The organism is Photorhabdus australis DSM 17609, from assembly GCF_000711895.1.
Classification (GTDB): Bacteria; Pseudomonadota; Gammaproteobacteria; order Enterobacterales; family Enterobacteriaceae; genus Photorhabdus; species Photorhabdus australis.
This window is the reverse complement of the sequence record NZ_JONO01000007.1, coordinates 72080-88597: the sequence shown is the minus strand read 5'-3', so window position 1 is coordinate 88597 and position 16518 is coordinate 72080. Positions and strand designations below refer to the sequence as shown.

General features: G+C 41.6%; 10 protein-coding genes, 1 tRNA gene, 4 pseudogenes and 2 CRISPR repeat arrays (1 of these 17 running past the window's edge). Of the genes and pseudogenes, 11 read left to right on the top strand and 4 right to left on the bottom strand.

Going from position 1 to position 16518, the window contains the following annotated elements:
• Positions 1-30 precede the first annotated feature (30 nt).
• Positions 31-2169, bottom strand: coding sequence for a YccS family putative transporter (yccS, locus tag BO26_RS03490; RefSeq protein ID WP_036768787.1), 2139 nt, complete (start codon positions 2167-2169; stop codon positions 31-33).
• Positions 2170-2288: 119 nt separating this feature from the next.
• Here yccS and helD point away from each other — a divergent pair, with 119 nt between their 5' ends.
• On the top strand, positions 2289-4343 hold the full coding sequence (helD, locus tag BO26_RS03485) for a DNA helicase IV (RefSeq protein WP_036768784.1): 2055 nt from the start codon (positions 2289-2291) through the stop codon (positions 4341-4343).
• A 48-nt stretch (positions 4344-4391) separates the two neighbouring features.
• Here the strand turns inward: helD and mgsA are convergent, their stop codons facing one another.
• Positions 4392-4850, bottom strand: coding sequence for a methylglyoxal synthase (mgsA, locus tag BO26_RS03480; protein WP_036768782.1), 459 nt, complete (start codon positions 4848-4850; stop codon positions 4392-4394).
• A 129-nt stretch (positions 4851-4979) separates the two neighbouring features.
• Between mgsA and BO26_RS03475 the strand changes: the two genes are divergently transcribed.
• The 3 genes and pseudogenes from BO26_RS03475 (at position 4980) to cas3f (ending at position 10277) form a co-directional block, all read left to right on the top strand.
• Positions 4980-5378, top strand: coding sequence for a CoA-binding protein (locus tag BO26_RS03475; protein WP_236637247.1), 399 nt, complete (start codon positions 4980-4982; stop codon positions 5376-5378).
• A gap of 413 nt (positions 5379-5791) precedes the next feature.
• Positions 5792-6597: a CRISPR direct-repeat array (repeat unit 28 nt; unit sequence GTGTACTGCCGTACAGGCAGCTTAGAAA).
• A gap of 150 nt (positions 6598-6747) precedes the next feature.
• Positions 6748-6888, top strand: a pseudogene (locus BO26_RS23040) (type I-F CRISPR-associated endonuclease Cas1f); the annotation flags it as partial.
• Positions 6889-6998: 110 nt separating this feature from the next.
• A complete protein-coding gene (cas3f, locus tag BO26_RS03465) occupies positions 6999-10277 on the top strand; it encodes a type I-F CRISPR-associated helicase Cas3f (RefSeq protein WP_036768777.1) in 3279 nt (1092 codons plus the stop codon).
• Positions 10278-10582: 305 nt separating this feature from the next.
• On the opposite strand, the gene hspQ is transcribed toward cas3f, so the two are convergent.
• Positions 10583-10903 (bottom strand): heat shock protein HspQ, encoded by a 321-nt coding sequence (gene hspQ / locus BO26_RS03460; protein WP_071823725.1) that lies wholly within the window; start codon positions 10901-10903, stop codon positions 10583-10585.
• A gap of 205 nt (positions 10904-11108) precedes the next feature.
• Here hspQ and yccX point away from each other — a divergent pair, with 205 nt between their 5' ends.
• Positions 11109-11387: an acylphosphatase gene (gene yccX, locus BO26_RS03455; protein WP_036768775.1), complete on the top strand. Its 279-nt coding sequence runs from the start codon at positions 11109-11111 to the stop codon at positions 11385-11387.
• Between the two features lie 12 nt (positions 11388-11399).
• Here yccX and tusE read toward each other — a convergent pair whose 3' ends face one another.
• Positions 11400-11729, bottom strand: coding sequence for a sulfurtransferase TusE (tusE, locus tag BO26_RS03450; RefSeq protein WP_036768774.1), 330 nt, complete (start codon positions 11727-11729; stop codon positions 11400-11402).
• Between the two features lie 182 nt (positions 11730-11911).
• On the opposite strand from tusE, the gene BO26_RS03445 reads away from it, so the two are divergent.
• From BO26_RS03445 to BO26_RS24585, 6 genes and pseudogenes are all read left to right on the top strand, one after another.
• A tRNA-Ser gene (locus BO26_RS03445) sits at positions 11912-11999 on the top strand.
• 129 nt (positions 12000-12128) lie between these two features.
• Positions 12129-12354, top strand: a pseudogene (locus BO26_RS23900) (tyrosine-type recombinase/integrase); the annotation flags it as partial.
• Positions 12336-12627, top strand: a pseudogene (locus BO26_RS21885) (IS630 family transposase); the annotation flags it as partial. The pseudogenes BO26_RS23900 and BO26_RS21885, both read left to right, overlap by 19 nt.
• A 166-nt stretch (positions 12628-12793) precedes the next feature.
• Positions 12794-13606, top strand: a pseudogene (locus BO26_RS24780) (transposase).
• A gap of 326 nt (positions 13607-13932) precedes the next feature.
• Positions 13933-15351 (top strand): hypothetical protein, encoded by a 1419-nt coding sequence (locus BO26_RS03430; RefSeq protein WP_036768770.1) that lies wholly within the window; start codon positions 13933-13935, stop codon positions 15349-15351.
• Positions 15352-15583: 232 nt separating this feature from the next.
• On the top strand, positions 15584-15850 hold the full coding sequence (locus BO26_RS24585; protein ID WP_420864674.1) for an IS110 family transposase: 267 nt from the start codon (positions 15584-15586) through the stop codon (positions 15848-15850).
• A gap of 449 nt (positions 15851-16299) precedes the next feature.
• A CRISPR array of direct repeats spans positions 16300-16518; the repeat unit is 28 nt; unit sequence GTTCACTGCCGTACAGGCAGCTTAGAAA; it runs 529 nt beyond the window's last position.

The following is a 16518-nucleotide window of genomic DNA, read 5'->3' as shown; positions in this document are numbered from 1 at the left end:
GCAGTCAGCTGCCCCAGTATATTAATGGGGTTATAATTGATTAATTTTTTTAATGATATTAATGAGTTCGGGTAGCAACTCTATTAATAAACTTGTTTGCTGCAATACCAATTGTTCTTTATTGTTTCCTTCTGACAGGGCTTGTTCAATTCTTTTCGCTATATTGACAGGTATTTGCTTAATTCTATCATCATCTATTGATACTAGTTTTAATGCTGAGTCGACATAACAAATAACGTCGTTAAGGATATCCAGAATAACTTTGTTATCCAATTTATCCCGATGTGCTCCCAGCGTGGAGATATAACTTAGCATTGTGTGATTTAGGCACAGTAGTCGGAACGCTTCTTCCTGAGAGGTTCGATAACTTTTCGGCTCAGCAGACATGTTTGAAATTACTGATGCCAATTCTGCATCACTATTGTGAGCATCACGGCGGGCAATTCGATAGCTCAATCCATTATCTTTTCCCTGGCAATATTGGGCTAAAATGGCGTCAAGATAGCGGCAATTTGTGTTCATTGTCCGGCTTATCACTTGTGGTAATTGGCGGAATTTCCAGTCTGGCCAGATGAAGTTCACCGCTAACCAGGCGATACCACAACCAACTAATGTATCAAAAATTCTTGGTAATGCGACGTCAAAACCTTCACCTAACAAATTGAAACATAATAATACCAGTAATGTGATAAATAAGGTTGCGTGTGCATACTGGACATTACGAAAGGCAAAGAATAGCACACCAGAGATGATCATCAGTATCAATTGCCCTTCAATAGAAGGTACGAAGTAGAGGATTGGTAAACCGATTAATATCCCGGCAACAGTTCCTATTATTCTCAGTGCCAAACGGCGGCGGGTTGCGCTGTAATTGGGTTGGCAAACGAATAAGCTGGTTAGTAAAATCCAATATCCGCGTTGTAAATCCAGTAACTGAATCATAGCGTAGCCACAGCACAGTAAAACGGACATACGGATTGCATGACGGAATAGGGCGGATTGTGGTGTCAGGTGACGACTGATCCTTAGACAGATATCGCGCAAGCCAGTGAGTGGTTCATCAGAGAGTTGAGTTTCATCTCTTCTTTCTTTAGTAAAATTGCATTGTCCAGATCTAATGCCGGTTAATTGTGCGTCAATCGCACGTAGGTTTTTTAGTAGATTGTATAATGCGCTAATCTTGGGATTATATTTCTGTTGTTCACTTAATTGTTGTAGCGAATTTTCCAGATAGTTGAAAGCGTGTTCAACACGTGGACTATGCTGATATTGTTTGTGCCAAAGGATTGACTGAGCAACTTGTTCACATGCACGAGCTTGCATGGAAAGAAGGCGTTGAAACCGGAACAGGACATCACTGTAACGGAAAGAACTTCTCAGGTTTTGGTACTTCACATGAGCTGAACTCGCTCGTTCATGAATATCCTGTGCAACAAAGTAATAATGTAGTGTGCGACGAGTTTCACGTTGGCCGCGATCTCCCTTCAGACGGGTTAATAAGGAGATTTTGGTTTGATTCAGTGTGCTTACTAAAGCACGGTTTGCCATTGCTACGTCGATGACAGATTGCTGGTATCCTTCTTCTATATCAGGATCAAACAGGTTAGCTTTGGCATCAAGGTAAGCTGAAAGTTGCTGATAACAACGTGCAAGATTGTCTTGTAACGGGCGGATAGGGAACAGTAAATAGTTGGTGAGGGTTAGCAGGTTATACCAAACTGCACCTATCAACAGTAATAGGGGTTGCTGATACCATAGCGGGAAAATAGATGTACCTAACATGGTATAAATGGCAATCAGCAACGCGCCAAATGCAATGGTTGCATAGCGTTGCCCAAGTGCACCCAGTAAGATAAAACTACAAGTAGATAACGCTAGTCCGATGGTAAATAGCCAAGGGTAAGGGAATAGTAATTCAACCGAGATTGAGGCGATAAAGAAAGAAATTAGCGTGATCATTAAATTGCGTAAACGGCCAATCAGACGATCATCAAGGTCGGCCAGTGCTGCGGCAACAACACCTAAAGTCAGTGGTATGGTTATTTTAGGTTCTTTATCCAGAAACCAAGGTACTAGCGTTGTTCCAGTTAGGGCAATCAGGATACGGGTGTAATAAAGAAGATGACTGTTATAAAGAAAACGACGCAGACCGGAGAAAACAGTTAGCACAAAATACCTCTGAGGTAATGATAACGGCCATAAATAACTATTAGGATATAAGGTTTATTAGTGATAAAAAACCCTTATAAGACATAGTTCAACTATTTTTCAGGTATAGCGCTACGATAATGGAACTTAAAGCAACACAAATTGGCCGACGTCTTGCTCAGCACCCTTATAACCGAGTACGACTGCTGAATGCAGGTATTGAAGTCAGTGGTGAAAAGCACCAATACCTCATCCCATTTAATCAGTTAATTGGTATTCAGTGTAAACGGGGTATTGTTTGGGGTGAGTTGGAATTTGAGCTGCTTGATGGACAAGCAGTTCGCCTTCATGGCACTGAATGGCAGGAGACACAGCGTTTTTACCATTATTTGCTTGGTGAATGGCAGAAATGGAGTCAGGAAATGAGTGTTGTTAGTGCTAATGTACTGGCTACTCAGGTTAATGAAATCGATAAAATTGGACAGCAGGATCGCTGGTTTAAAAAAGCGGATTTATCCCAATTGCAACAGCGGATTCAGGCAGCATTTCAGGCTTTACCATTGCCATTACAACGTCTGGAAAAATTTGATAATTGCCGGGACGACTATCAAATTTGTCTACATTGGCTTGAGAATGGAGAAAAATCCGTTGAAAAGATGAATCAGCAATGGACAGAGAATATGCTGGCGCAATATCGTGATTTTTTTCAGCGGGTAGAAACGTCTTCTTTAAGCCTTCCCCAGAGCTTGGCTATTGTTAACGGTGAAAATTCAGTACGGATTCTTGCTGGTGCTGGTAGTGGAAAAACATCTGTGTTGGTAGCGAGGGTAGGCTGGTTGTTACTTCGCCAACAGGCGATTCCCGAACAGATATTACTGTTAGCGTTTAATAACCAAGCAGCAGATGAAATGAATGAACGGATTCATGCTCGTCTTGGTGTGAAAGGTATTGAAGCGAAAACATTTTATGCTTTGGCTATGCATATCATCCAACAGGGGAGCAATAAGGCGCTCAAAATTAGTATATTAGAAACTGATGGGCAAAAGAGACGGAATTTTCTAATTAAACACTGGCAGCAACAATGCAGAGAAAAGAAAGCACAAGCCAAAGGTTGGAGGGAATGGCTGACAGAAGAGCTGAAATGGGAAATACCGGAAGGGGAATTCTGGTGCGATGAACAGCTTGTTAGCCGCTTGTCTGACAGGCTTGATCGTTGGTTGGAATTAATGCGTATGCACGGTGGTAGTCAAAAGACTATGGTTGAGCAGGCTCAGGGAGAGTATCTGGATCTGTTTCAAAAACGTATTCGCCTGATGGGGCCTTTATTAAAGGCGTGGAAATCTGAACTGAAAGCGGAGTGTGCCGTTGATTATTCAGGATTGATTCATCAAGCAATTAATATTCTGGAGAAGGGACGATTTATTAGCCCGTGGAAGCATATTATGGTCGATGAGTTTCAGGATATTTCACCGTTAAGGGCCAAATTGCTTACCGCATTACGGACGCAAAATAGCCAAAGTTGTTTGTTTACTGTAGGAGATGATTGGCAGGCAATTTATCGTTTCCGTGGTGCAGAGTCAGTATTGACCACTGTGTTTGCTGATTGTTTTGGTGAGAGGGCTGAATGTGTACTGGATACTTCTTATCGGTTTAATGATCGCATTGGCGAGATTGCTAACACATTTGTACAACAGAACCCAAATCAGTTAAACAAGCCACTTAATAGTTTGACTAAAGGTAACAAAAAATCAGTTGTAATCCTATCAAAAGAGCAGCTTGAACCTTTGCTGAATAAAATGAGCGGTTATGTCACAGAGCAGGAAACTGTTTTGTTATTAGCTCGCTATCATCACTTGAAACCAGAATTACTGAAAAAAGCAACGACCCGTTGGCCTAAGCTTAAAATAGAATTTATGACTATTTATGCTTCAAAAGGACAACAGGCAGATTATGTGATTATTCTTGGATTACATCAGGGGAACGATGGTTTTCCTGCACTAGAAAGGGAGTCAGTGATGGAACAGGTTTTATTGCCGCAATTGGAAAATTTTCCTGATGCAGAGGAACGCCGTCTTTTATATGTTGCATTAACACGGGCGAAGAAACAGGTGTGGTTGATGCAGGATAAGAAAAATCCATCTATATTTGTGCGCCAATTAGAGCGGTTGGGGGTAATTGTTCAACGCAAGCCTTAAGATATCTTTGAAGAGAACACATTGCTCAACCATAAATATTGTGAAGACTTACTTCAGACGTTCACTCAGATAGTGTTGATAATCGGGGATCTGAATATCTACTGTCTTAGAAAACAATGGGGAATTAACAATAAAATCCGCAGTTGCCAGATTTGTTGCTACAGGGATATTCCATACTGCGGCGAGGCGCAGCAATGCTTTTACATCAGGATCATGAGGAACGGCATTAAGTGGGTCCCAAAAAAATATGAGTACATCAATTTTTCCTTCTGAAATTAGAGAACCAATTTGTTGATCTCCGCCCATTGGTCCGCTAAGCATACTGGTGACTGACAATCCAGTTTCATTCTGGATCAGATTACCGGTTGTGCCGGTAGCGTATAAATTATGTTTCTTAAGTAAATCCTGATGATTTTTGGACCAGGTCAGTAAAGAAGTTTTGCAGTGGTCATGTGCAACAAGCGCTATATTTTTAGAGGTTGCTAGTGTACGGGCTGTCAATTCCATGGCGGTACCTTTGATAATCGTTATTTTCGATCATAGTAAATTGATAACAATGTTTATCATATACACTGTAATAAATAAACAAGGTAAAAATACTGGATTTGTAAGGAATGATAGATGAATGATTAACAAATTGTGGACATATTGAAACAGGTGAAAACTATTGCGTTGGTGGGTGCCAGCGAAAAAGCTGAGCGTCCGAGCTATAAAGTTATGGCTTATTTATTGGGGCAAGGATACGAAGTTATTCCTGTTAGCCCAAAACTGGCTGGGCAGACACTGCTGGGGCAACACGTTTATGGGCAGTTGGCAGATATTACTCAGCCTATTGATATGGTGGATGTATTTCGCCATGCTGAAGCTGCTTATGATATAGCTCGGGAAGCAATAAATATCAAAGCAAAAGTACTCTGGCTGCAACTGGGTGTTATTAACGAACTGGCGAAAGAATTGGCAGAAAAAGCAGGTGTGGAGGTTGTGATGGATCGCTGCCCTAAAATTGAAATTCCAAGATTGGGGCTGGAAAAGTAATTTTTCCAGCTTGCTACTTTGATATTCCGTCAATGAATGAAAGGAGTCTGACGTTAATATTTAAGTTACCAAACTAAACGGGCGGGAAACTGCGTCAGGTTCCGAATATGTAGATCATGCCTGAAATGAATGCTTAGCAGAATTCACTGCTCTAAAATCTAATTTATACATTTATTACAATATGTTAAAACGAATTTGGTTATTTCTGTGATTTCTAAATTCTGCCTAAATTTGTACTTACATTGACTAAGATATAGTGTTTCTGTTACACCCTGGTTTTTGACCCTTTTTTAAGGGGCGATTTTAATTTATTGATTTTCAATGGAATATTATTTCTCTTGTAAAAAAGGGTTTTTTCGTTGTTTTATTAAAATATACTTTAACCGTCAGTAGGTTAAGGTTAATATGCAACAGTGTACTGCCGTACAGGCAGCTTAGAAAACAATGAAAGGTATCGCTGATTATTTGCGAGTGTGTACTGCCGTACAGGCAGCTTAGAAATTACCATCCAACGCGGGAAAAGAAATTTAGAGGTGTACTGCCGTACAGGCAGCTTAGAAAAAAACCCGGACTGATAACCTAAACGGTGACCTGTGTACTGCCGTACAGGCAGCTTAGAAACACGCCGGTTTGCTTCGCTTTGACGAGTACACGTGTACTGCCGTACAGGCAGCTTAGAAACTTTCGCTTTATTTGGGTGCCTCTGGCCAAGTGTACTGCCGTACAGGCAGCTTAGAAAGTTTATGACCGCGAAAAATAGTCAGCTTTTTAGTGTACTGCCGTACAGGCAGCTTAGAAATACTGTCACTGTTGTCACCCTCTCTATATACTGTGTACTGCCGTACAGGCAGCTTAGAAAGGATGCGGCTCGCAAATCCAAACCCTGATAATGTGTACTGCCGTACAGGCAGCTTAGAAATGATGCTTTTTATGTCCATTCTTTAATTTTGAGTGTACTGCCGTACAGGCAGCTTAGAAACGTTCTTGCGCCGGAAATCCCGGTTGGGAAATGTGTACTGCCGTACAGGCAGCTTAGAAATGATGCTTTTTATGTCCATTCTTTAATTTTGAGTGTACTGCCGTACAGGCAGCTTAGAAACGTTCTTGCGCCGGAAATCCCGGTTGGGAAATGTGTACTGCCGTACAGGCAGCTTAGAAAGATTAATGAAAATACATTAATGGAAACTAATCGTGTACTGCCGTACAGGCAGCCTAGAATATAATCACTCTCGTTCGGTAAAGGCCCATGCTGTAAATTGGTAAAGAATTGTAAATTATTTCGATTTACATGTGTGATGTTTCATCTTGTGTAAAATCTATGCATAATATTTACCATAAGTAAAATTAATTATTTAGGTGGTACTTATTTATGGAAAACAGCTTTTCTCCAAGTGACCTCAAAACGATTTCGCATTCCAAACGCTCTAATACTTATTACCTGCAATATTGCAGAGTATTAATTAATGGTGGCTGTGTCGAATATGTCACTAATGAGGGAAAACAATCACTGTGTTGTAAATTTCGCCAATGTTGTATCAGTGGATTTCAAAAATCTGAGGCATTGGACACTATGATTGATACCTTACAAACAACCGCTCAATAACTGAGTTAGGTGGTACGATGAATATTCTCTTGGTATCTCAATGTAGCAAACGCGCGCTAACAGAAACCCGCCGAATTCTGGATCAATTTGCTGAACGTAAAGGTGATAGAACCTGGCAAACGGCTATTACACAGGAAGGTTTAAGCACTTTACGTAAGCTATTACGTAAAACGGCACGTCGTAATACGGCGGTGGCCTGCCACTGGATAAAAAGTGGCAGTCAAACTGAATTGTTATGGATTGTCGGGAACTTGCGACGCTTTAACCCGCGGGGAGTTGTACCCACGAATACGACACAGCGTGATGTGTTGAAAAGTCAGGATGAAAATCATTGGCACAGTGTAGAAGCTATCAGTTTATTGGCAGCGATTGCCGGGTTATTTCATGATTTTGGTAAAGCTAATGCATTGTTTCAGCAAGGCTTACAAGGAGATGGGCGGTTCCAACCGTACCGACATGAGTGGGTATCTCTGCGGCTATTTCAGGCATTTGTTGATAAGCAAGATGATAGGGAATGGTTGACTTCGTTGAGTCAGATTGAGTTTGGTGATGAGGATAAAGTACTTTCCCATTTGGCTAAGGATGGTATTAACTCTGATGAAAAACCTTTTGCTAACTTACCACCATTGGCAACCACTGTAGCTTGGTTGATCCTCTCTCATCATCGTCTTCCTGTTTATCCTTCCTATCACCATAATTATTCAACCGAACCGCAATTGGAATACATTGATAATTGGTTGACTAAGAACTTAGAACCGTCGTGGAATTCAGTCAACGTGGATAAGAAGGTCTGGAGTGACCAGGAAAAACGTGATGTTTGGACATTCCCAAATGGTACACCTATCCGCAGTCAAACTTGGCGTCAGAAAGCGCAAAAATTTGCGCGAAGAGCGCTGCAATCAACGTCATTATTGCAATATGGCAATCTGAACCAGCGTTTCACCAGTCATCTGTCTCGATTGGTTTTAATGCTGGCCGATCATCATTATTCATCATTGCCTGCAACTTTGGGTTGGCAGGATATCAACTATGGTGTGTTTGCCAATACCGACAGAGCTACTGGCGAGTGCAAGCAGCGATTAGATGAACACAATATTGGTGTTGGACAGCATGCTTTATTACTGGGGAGAAGTTTGCCGCATATTCGTAAAACACTGCCTGCGATTACCCGGCATAAAGGATTTAAACAACGCAGCAAAGATGAAAAATACCGCTGGCAGGATCAGGCGTTCGATGTTGCATGTGCTTTACGCGAACGTTCAGCAGAACAGGGCTTTTTTGGCATTAATATGGCCTCTACGGGATGTGGTAAAACTTTTGCGAATGCACGCATCATGTATGGATTAGCTGATGAAAAACAAGGATGCCGTTTTTCTATCGCTTTGGGGTTAAGAACGTTAACGTTACAGACAGGTGATGCATTACGTAAAAGACTGCATTTAGAAGAAGATGATTTAGCGGTACTGATAGGTTCGCAGGCAGTAAAGGTGTTACATCAACTTCGCCAGAAGGCACTTGAGCCTGATGTGGGCAGTATATCCGCGGAAGCATTATTTGCAGAGCATCAATATATCCGTTATGACGGCAGTTTAGATGATGGGCGTCTGAGCCATTGGCTACGTAAAGATAATAAACTTAATCAGCTGCTTAGCGCACCTGTGCTGGTGACAACCATCGATCATTTAATTCCAGCTACAGAAGGAATTCGTGGTGGGAAGCAAATTGCCCCCATGTTGAGGTTACTCACTGCTGATTTGGTGTTAGATGAGCCGGATGATTTTGATATTAACGACCTGCCGGCTTTATGCCGATTGGTTAACTGGGCTGGATTGTTAGGTTCACGGGTATTGCTTTCATCTGCCACATTGCCACCTGCGTTAATTCAGGCATTATTCAATGCTTACCTGGCTGGACGGCAAGATTACCAATTAGCATGTGGTCGGCCAGGGGTTCTGGTGAATATCTGTTGTGCCTGGTTTGACGAATATAATGTGACACAACAGGATATTACCAACGCGCAGCAGTTTAAAAAGCAGAATGATGCCTTTGTCGCCAAACGAGTGGGCTGTTTAGAAAAAAAGGTGCCATTACGTAAAGCAGAGTTGGTGCCTATAACGGCTGAAAAACATAGAACTGAAGTTGTAATCCAGGCTATGGCAAAGGTAATGCATCGTTCTATATTGAAACTACGTAGGGAACATCATCAAACCCACTCATCGGGTAAAACTGTTTCTATTGGCCTAATCCGTATGGCAAACATCAATCCGCTGGTTGCTGTAGCACGACGGTTGTTGCAGATACCATCTTCTAAAAATGTACATATTCATTATTGTATATATCACAGCCAGCATCCACTGGCGGTACGTTCCCATCTTGAACATCGGTTGGATTCCACATTAACGCGTTACGATGAAAAGGCGTTGTGGCAGGTGGAAGAAATCCGTAAGGCATTAGAGGAAATGCCAGAGAAGCATCATATTTTTGTCGTACTCGCCACATCTGTCGCTGAAGTTGGTCGGGATCATGATTACGATTGGAGCATTGCTGAGCCTAGCTCAATGCGCTCGTTGATACAACTTGCCGGGCGTATCCAACGCCATCGGCAAAGAGAGCCAAAGATGCCCAATTTGCATATTCTGGCGAAAAATTATAAGGCACTGAAAGCGACTAATTTAGAACATCCGGTTTATTGTCGCCCGGGGTTTGAGTCAACAAATTATCGTCTTGCCAGCCATGATTTATGTGAATTACTGGAACCTTACCAATATGAACTAATTAGCGCATTGCCAAGAATTTCGGAACGCGATAACGCTGGAGATAGCTCGCCTTTTGGAAATTTGGTTGATCTTGAACATCAACGTTTATGGGAAGAGCTTCAAGGTGATCCTGATGATAAATATCGTTATTGTGCTGCTTTTTGGTGGCGGGAGCAGGCTTCATGGTGTGCGGAATTACAGCGTCATAAGCCATTTCGTCAGTCGGAACCCGACGAATTATATTATTTATGGCTTGAAGAAGAAGGTGAAAAAACGCAGTTTGTGGCGTTGGACAGCGGCCAATCAGGAATGAAAGAAAGCGGATCTTTTGATTATGTATCGGAACTATCGTTTGCGCCGGGTGTGAGTATCTGGATTGAACTTGATACTGAGACGATCTATCAGAATTTGGCTGATATCTATGAGATGGAATTACAGGGTGTTAGCCTACGCTTCGGTGAGATCTGTCTTAGGAGAAAAGATAACGGAGAAGCATGGCATTATCATCCATTTTTAGGGGTATTTGGGGAAATTAACTGAATAATATGCGGTGTTTTTAGAAAAAATAGCTATTGTTTTCCAGCAATTACTCATTTTCTTGGTTTTTTTACGCAAGCTATGACTTAAGATTGGAAAATTGTAGTGTTATTTGCCATAACCATCAATTGCATGCGCATCTGTCTGAGCTAATTAAGGATACGTTAGAAAAGCGTCATATTTTTGTGGTAATGGCAACATCCATTGTTGTATTTAAGGCCATAGGTAATAAACAGAAACACTGACGCCTAAGTAGTACAGTCAGTTTAAAAACACAATAATTGCCTTTGAAACGTAAAAGGGGTTAATTAATTGCGCAGTCGTGGAGCTAGTAACTGATTACGGATAGATTCTGCTAGCTCATCCAAAGAAGGTTGTTCTGGATGATCATCTGATGCTTCATAGGCTAATTGTGCTTCGGCCAAATAAGTATGTACGGGTTGGCCGTCGTCATCTTCCATCACAACATGATACCAAGGGGCCGAGCGCAAAGTAGCATTGGATGCAATATCATCCTCTTGAGGTTGTTCTAGAGAGTATTCCACATCAATGTCTACAATAACTCCCAGATACCCGAGAAGCTTATGGCGTACCTGTTGGCCGATACCGAATTTGCTGGCGATAATCATAGTCACCTCCAAAGAGATTTTGTATTGACATTGATATAAGGGCAGTAAGGTGAATTACAAGAGCATACCCGGTAGTTGAAGCCATTTTTCTGCGAGTGCTTCATCTATTTCAGATTAGCTGTCGTAAATATAAAACACAACTAGGAATAATGTGCTTAACTATAAACTATATATGTGAGCGGTACCGCAAGGTGATTGGGTAATTATGATTAAATATGGGTTAATCATTCATGCTTATGGCCGGGTTCAAGGGGTTGGATTTCGCTATCAAACTTTTCGTTGGGCGAAATCCAATAAGCTGACAGGCTATGTCTGTAATTTGCATGATGGTAGTGTCAAAATCGTAGCTTATGGTGATGCTGAACAACTGAAGAAATTAACTCATTGGTTAGAACAAGGTGGGCCACCGGGAGCACGAATAGATAACTTTTCGTCTTATCCCTGTGCAGTGGAGGATATTGCAGATTTTAGCGTCCGCCACTGAACCCGGTTATTATCAGATGCATTTTACTGGTTTTGGCAGTCCTGCGATTTTAGTTGCCTGCTTTGCCGGACCTTTGGGAAACAAACGGTAAAGATAGCGGCTGTTGCCTTTTTCTTCGCCATACTTTTGTGCAATTGCTTTTACCAGCATACGGATAGCTGGGGATGTATTAAATTCCTCATAAAATCCCCTGACAAAATTAACGACTTCCCAGTGCTGTTCAGTCAAAACTATTTCTTCCTGTGCGGCGAGAAGTAAAGCTATTGCTTCCTGCCAGTCACAGCTATTTTTCAGATAACCTTGTGCATCGGTTTCGATCTCACGACCTTCGAATACCAACATAATTGTTTCACCATCAAAGAAAGACAGTAGTAATCTAGCAAAAATCACCTTTATGCCCAAGAATGGCATGCACATATGCGGATAAAATAAGCCAATAGCAGTGGAAAAGAGTAAATTTACGGCAATCGAACAGAAAGAGTCTTTACATCTTATTCGGTGCTGTTTATAGTGCACGCCATTGCGGAGGGGTGGCCGAGCGGCTTAAGGCAGCGGTCTTGAAAACCGCCGATGGGAAACCATCCGAGAGTTCGAATCTCTCCTCCTCCGCCAATTACACTTCTAGCAACATCTCTTAAAGTCTACTTTCTTCAATAAAATCAAAGAATACAGGAAAAACAAGTATCTTAAAGGTTCTTGGCATCTCTTAAAATCAACAAGAATTTGTGTATAGTTTTTCCTGTGCACCCTAGCCGAACGGATTATAAAAAGCCAATTAGTGAAATGGCTATAAATGTTATGATGAAACGCATGGGGTATAGCGGCAGAACTACGGGACATGGATTCCGTCACACTATTACATGCGTATAGCTTCCCATCTGAATGGATAGAATTGCAGCTTGCTCATATCGATAAAAATAGCATCAGGGGCACGTATAACCATGCCCTTTATTTATCAAAATGTTAGATGAACTGAATCATCAATATCCCCGTGCAGAAACTCTCACATTAGTCTTAGATAACTACGGTATTCATATAAAGTCAGAAGGTAAAGGAGTGGCTGGCACGACATCCCAAATTTACCCTGTTGTTTTTACCCGTCTATTCACCGTGGCTAAATAAAATAGAACGGTTATGGCAATCGCTCCATGAGACAATAACGCGAAATCATTGTTGTCAATTTATGTGGCAGTTGCTTAATTATGTTGATGCTTTTTTGGCATCGTTTTCATCACAGTAAAAGCCAGGAAGACAAAAAATGAGTGTAGCACTATTATGAAATAATGAAATGGACACCTCCCTAAAACGGCTTCAGTGAGCCATGCTGAATACATCAGCAAAAATATGAAGAGGTAATGGAACAAGTTATCGGCATTGATCTGGCAAAGCGAGTGTTTCAATGACATATTGCGTCTCCGCTCGGAAAAATGATTAAAAATACCGTGGTAACGCGCGATAAACTGATGACATTCATTGCTCAACAACCCCCTTCCAAAATAGTGATGGAGGCTTGTGGCAGCGCAAATTACTGGAGCCGACAATTTAAACGCTTTGGTCATGAGGTGAAGCAAATCAGCCCCCAATATGTCGCCCCATTCAGAATGGGCAGCAAGAATGATAAAAATGATGCCGTGGCTATTGTGGAAGCAGACAGTCGTCCAGGGATGCATATGGCATTGCCATACCCGAAAGCGCTCACAAGGTGGAGCAATGTTTGCCTGAGTATCTGGAAAACGCGGAAAATGACCGGACCCCGCTGAGCCGTGAATTATTTCAAGAACTCTTGCTTGAACTCAAAGAACAGCAGCTGCGTCTGAAAATTTGTGTACCCGTCTACTGACGCTACCAGGTATTGGTCCACTGGGGCATCCGCTTTGATGATAGCGCTGGGAGAGAGTACGGATTTCAAAAATGGCCGCCATTTTGCCAGTTATCTGGGGCGGGTTCCAAGAGAACACAGTCGTGGTGGCAAAGTCAGGTTATTGGATATCACGAAACGCGGGGATGGCTATTTGCGAGGAATACTGATTCATGGTGCCGGTTCAGTTGTTTATCGGGTGCAAAAAATCCCTGACGAACAATGTAATGGATTACAACGCGGGTTAAAAGGCGTAATAGCCCGCAGCGGGCTCAATAAAGCGGCCGTTGCCCTGGCAAATAAAAATGCCCGAATAGCCTGGGCTCTGGTCAGCCAACAATCGAGTTATGAACTACGATGAGCTACCCATGATGTAAATGATATAGAAGTCCATAAGTTGATGTACTGACAGGTAGAACCGACTCTCTGTGAACCTGGTAAATCACTCAGTCTATCGAGACTGTTGAAATAATGAGGGCAGAGAGTGCGGATTTTCATCAGAGCTCATTGAAGCCGAATATATGTTTGTGATTACGTTGTCAGAAAAATTTACTCACCCACTTGAATTGAGTCGGTGTCCATATATCTTATTTAGTTTGAGTGAGTAGAAATCTTGAGAGAAGGCAAAGTAATCTTTAAATGTCGGTCTCGAAATCCTTTTATAACATTTTTATGATGGACATATATATGAAGAATAAAGATATTCTAGGTACAACTACTGGGGTGGTAGGAAGTGCGGAAAATTATGCGGATAATGTTATCTTGGGTGCAACTGGAGGTCATGGGTTCGCTGCGGAAAAAGCGAATCATCTCAAAGATGTGATGTTTGGAAAGGATGCCAAAATTGTTGGTGGTAATAACGCTAAAAATGGTGCTGATAGACTTGTTGATGGTGTTTATCTACAAACAAAATATTGTAATTCAGGTTCAAAATGTATCAGTGAATGCTTTGAAGATGGAGCATTTCGGTACTTGAACACTGACGGCAGTCCTATGCAGATTGAAGTGCCTTTGGATAAATATGATTCAGCAGTGCAAGCCATGGAAAATAGAATAAAAAATGGTCAAATTCCAGGGGTGACAGATCCAGAGTTAGCTAAAGATATTGTTAAAAAAGGCGCATTCACATATGAGCAAGTAAGAAATATTGCTAAATTTAGTACTATTGAAAGTTTAACTTATGATGCAGTGAACGGAATAAAGTTAGCGGGTACTGCGATGGGAATCTCAGCAGCGGTTTCCTTTGCAGTTACTTTTTGGAATGGGGAAGACTGGGATAAAGCCCTTGAGTCATCTTGTTATGTTGGTTTAAAAGTTGGCAGTGTTGCTTGGGTTAGCAGCATTATTACAGCTCAATTAGGGCGAACAGGGATAGAACAGGGATTAAGAAGTACTACAGATTGGGTAGTTCAGCAGATGGGGCCTAAAGCTGCGGCGTGGATCGCTAATGGCTTACGTTCAGGTAATGCAATATATGGTGCAGCTGCTATGAGTCATGTTAGTAAACTTTTACGTGGAAATATTGTCACGGGAGTTGTCACCACTCTGGTTATCTCCTCTGTAGATTTTTTTCGCATGTTCCAAGGCCGGTGTTCTGGTGCTCAATTATTTAAGAATGTTGCCTCAACTGCTTCAGGAATTGCCGGAGGAACGGGAGGCTGGATGGTTGGTGCTGCTGGAGGAGCTGCGTTGGGGTCGGTTATTCCTTTTATTGGTACCGCAGCTGGTGGCATTATTGGTGGTCTATTGGGAACCTTTGCAGGTGGAACAGCCGCGAATGCAGCCGCATCTGCGATTCTCAATGAATTTATTGAGGATGATGCCAAAGAAATGCTAAAAATAGTAGAAAAGGTATTTGGTGAAATGGCTTTCGATTACCTTTTAAATGAAAAAGAAGCTGAATCTGTTATTGATAATTTTAAGACAAAGGATGTGCCTGATTTTCTACGCGATATGTATGTTTCGAGTGATCGTGAATCGTTTGCAAGAAAAGAGTTTGAACCAATGATCATAAATATAGCTAAAGGAAGGAGGGTAATATCGCTTCCGAGTGATGAGCAGTTAATGCTTAAGGCTGCTGAAGTTATAGATGAACTAGCTGCTTAATTGTTGGATAGCCCTATAATAATAGCTGTAGTAGTTCAGACTCGATCTGATGAGATGGACGTCCCGTATGGTGTCAATTGTACCAAAATGAAATAAGCATATTCATTTTATGGGAGCGTCTATCATGGATCATAAAATTCTCGGTATTGATCTCGCTAAATCTGTTTTTCAGCTTTGTTTGCTTAACGATAATCACATTATTTTTAATAAAAAAATGACCCGAAGTTGATTACTGGATGCTGTCAGACAAATGGCATCCGGGACTTTGATTGCTATGGAAGCCTGTAGTACCGCCCACTATTGGGCACGAACGATTGAAAATCTCGGTTTTAAAGTTTGCCTTATTCCCCCTCAGCATGTGAAAGCTTTCGTTAAACACCATAAAAATGATGCCAATGATGCGTTGGCAATATGTGAAGCTGCGAATCGGCCTTTGTTCCGGTCAAAAATCTGTATCAACAAGACCTCTGTGTTCTCCATAATGTCCGGCAGTCATTAGTTCAAAAACGCGTTGCTCTCTCTAATCAAATCAGAGGACTGGCAGCAGAATATGGCATTATTTTTCCGCAACGCTCTGCGGCTCTTAGAGAGTCACTGTACGAGGCGCTTGAAGATGCCGATAGTGGATTAACGATGATTGCCGCAGGGTTATGAAACAATTCTATGAAGAATGGCTGAAGCTGATCCAGCACAGAGGAAATAGAAGAAACCCTCAAATCGCTATCATTGCAAACGGCTCAGTGGCAGCAACTCCAATCTATTCCCGGTAATCACACTAATACAAATTATATGATAGTATTTTGCTAAACCCTATTTTGACCCTTTTTTTGAGGTTGATTGTAACTAATTGATTTTACGGTAAAATTAATTGTCTCTTATAAAAAGGGTTTTTCACTTTTTAACAGTTATGCTATTTAAAAATCAGCAGGTTAAAGTTAATATGTAACAGTTCACTGCCGTACAGGCAGCTTAGAAACTGCCGAAATTGAAATTCGGCAGGATCTTAGTGTTCACTGCCGTACAGGCAGCTTAGAAAAAATCCAATCTCTGTAGCTCATGCTGCAAGTCGTTCACTGCCGTACAGGCAGCTTAGAAAGGGTCGTGATCATCCTGTTTTTTATCTTGTACGTTCACTGCCGTACAGGCAGCTTAGAAAACAAAGTTATG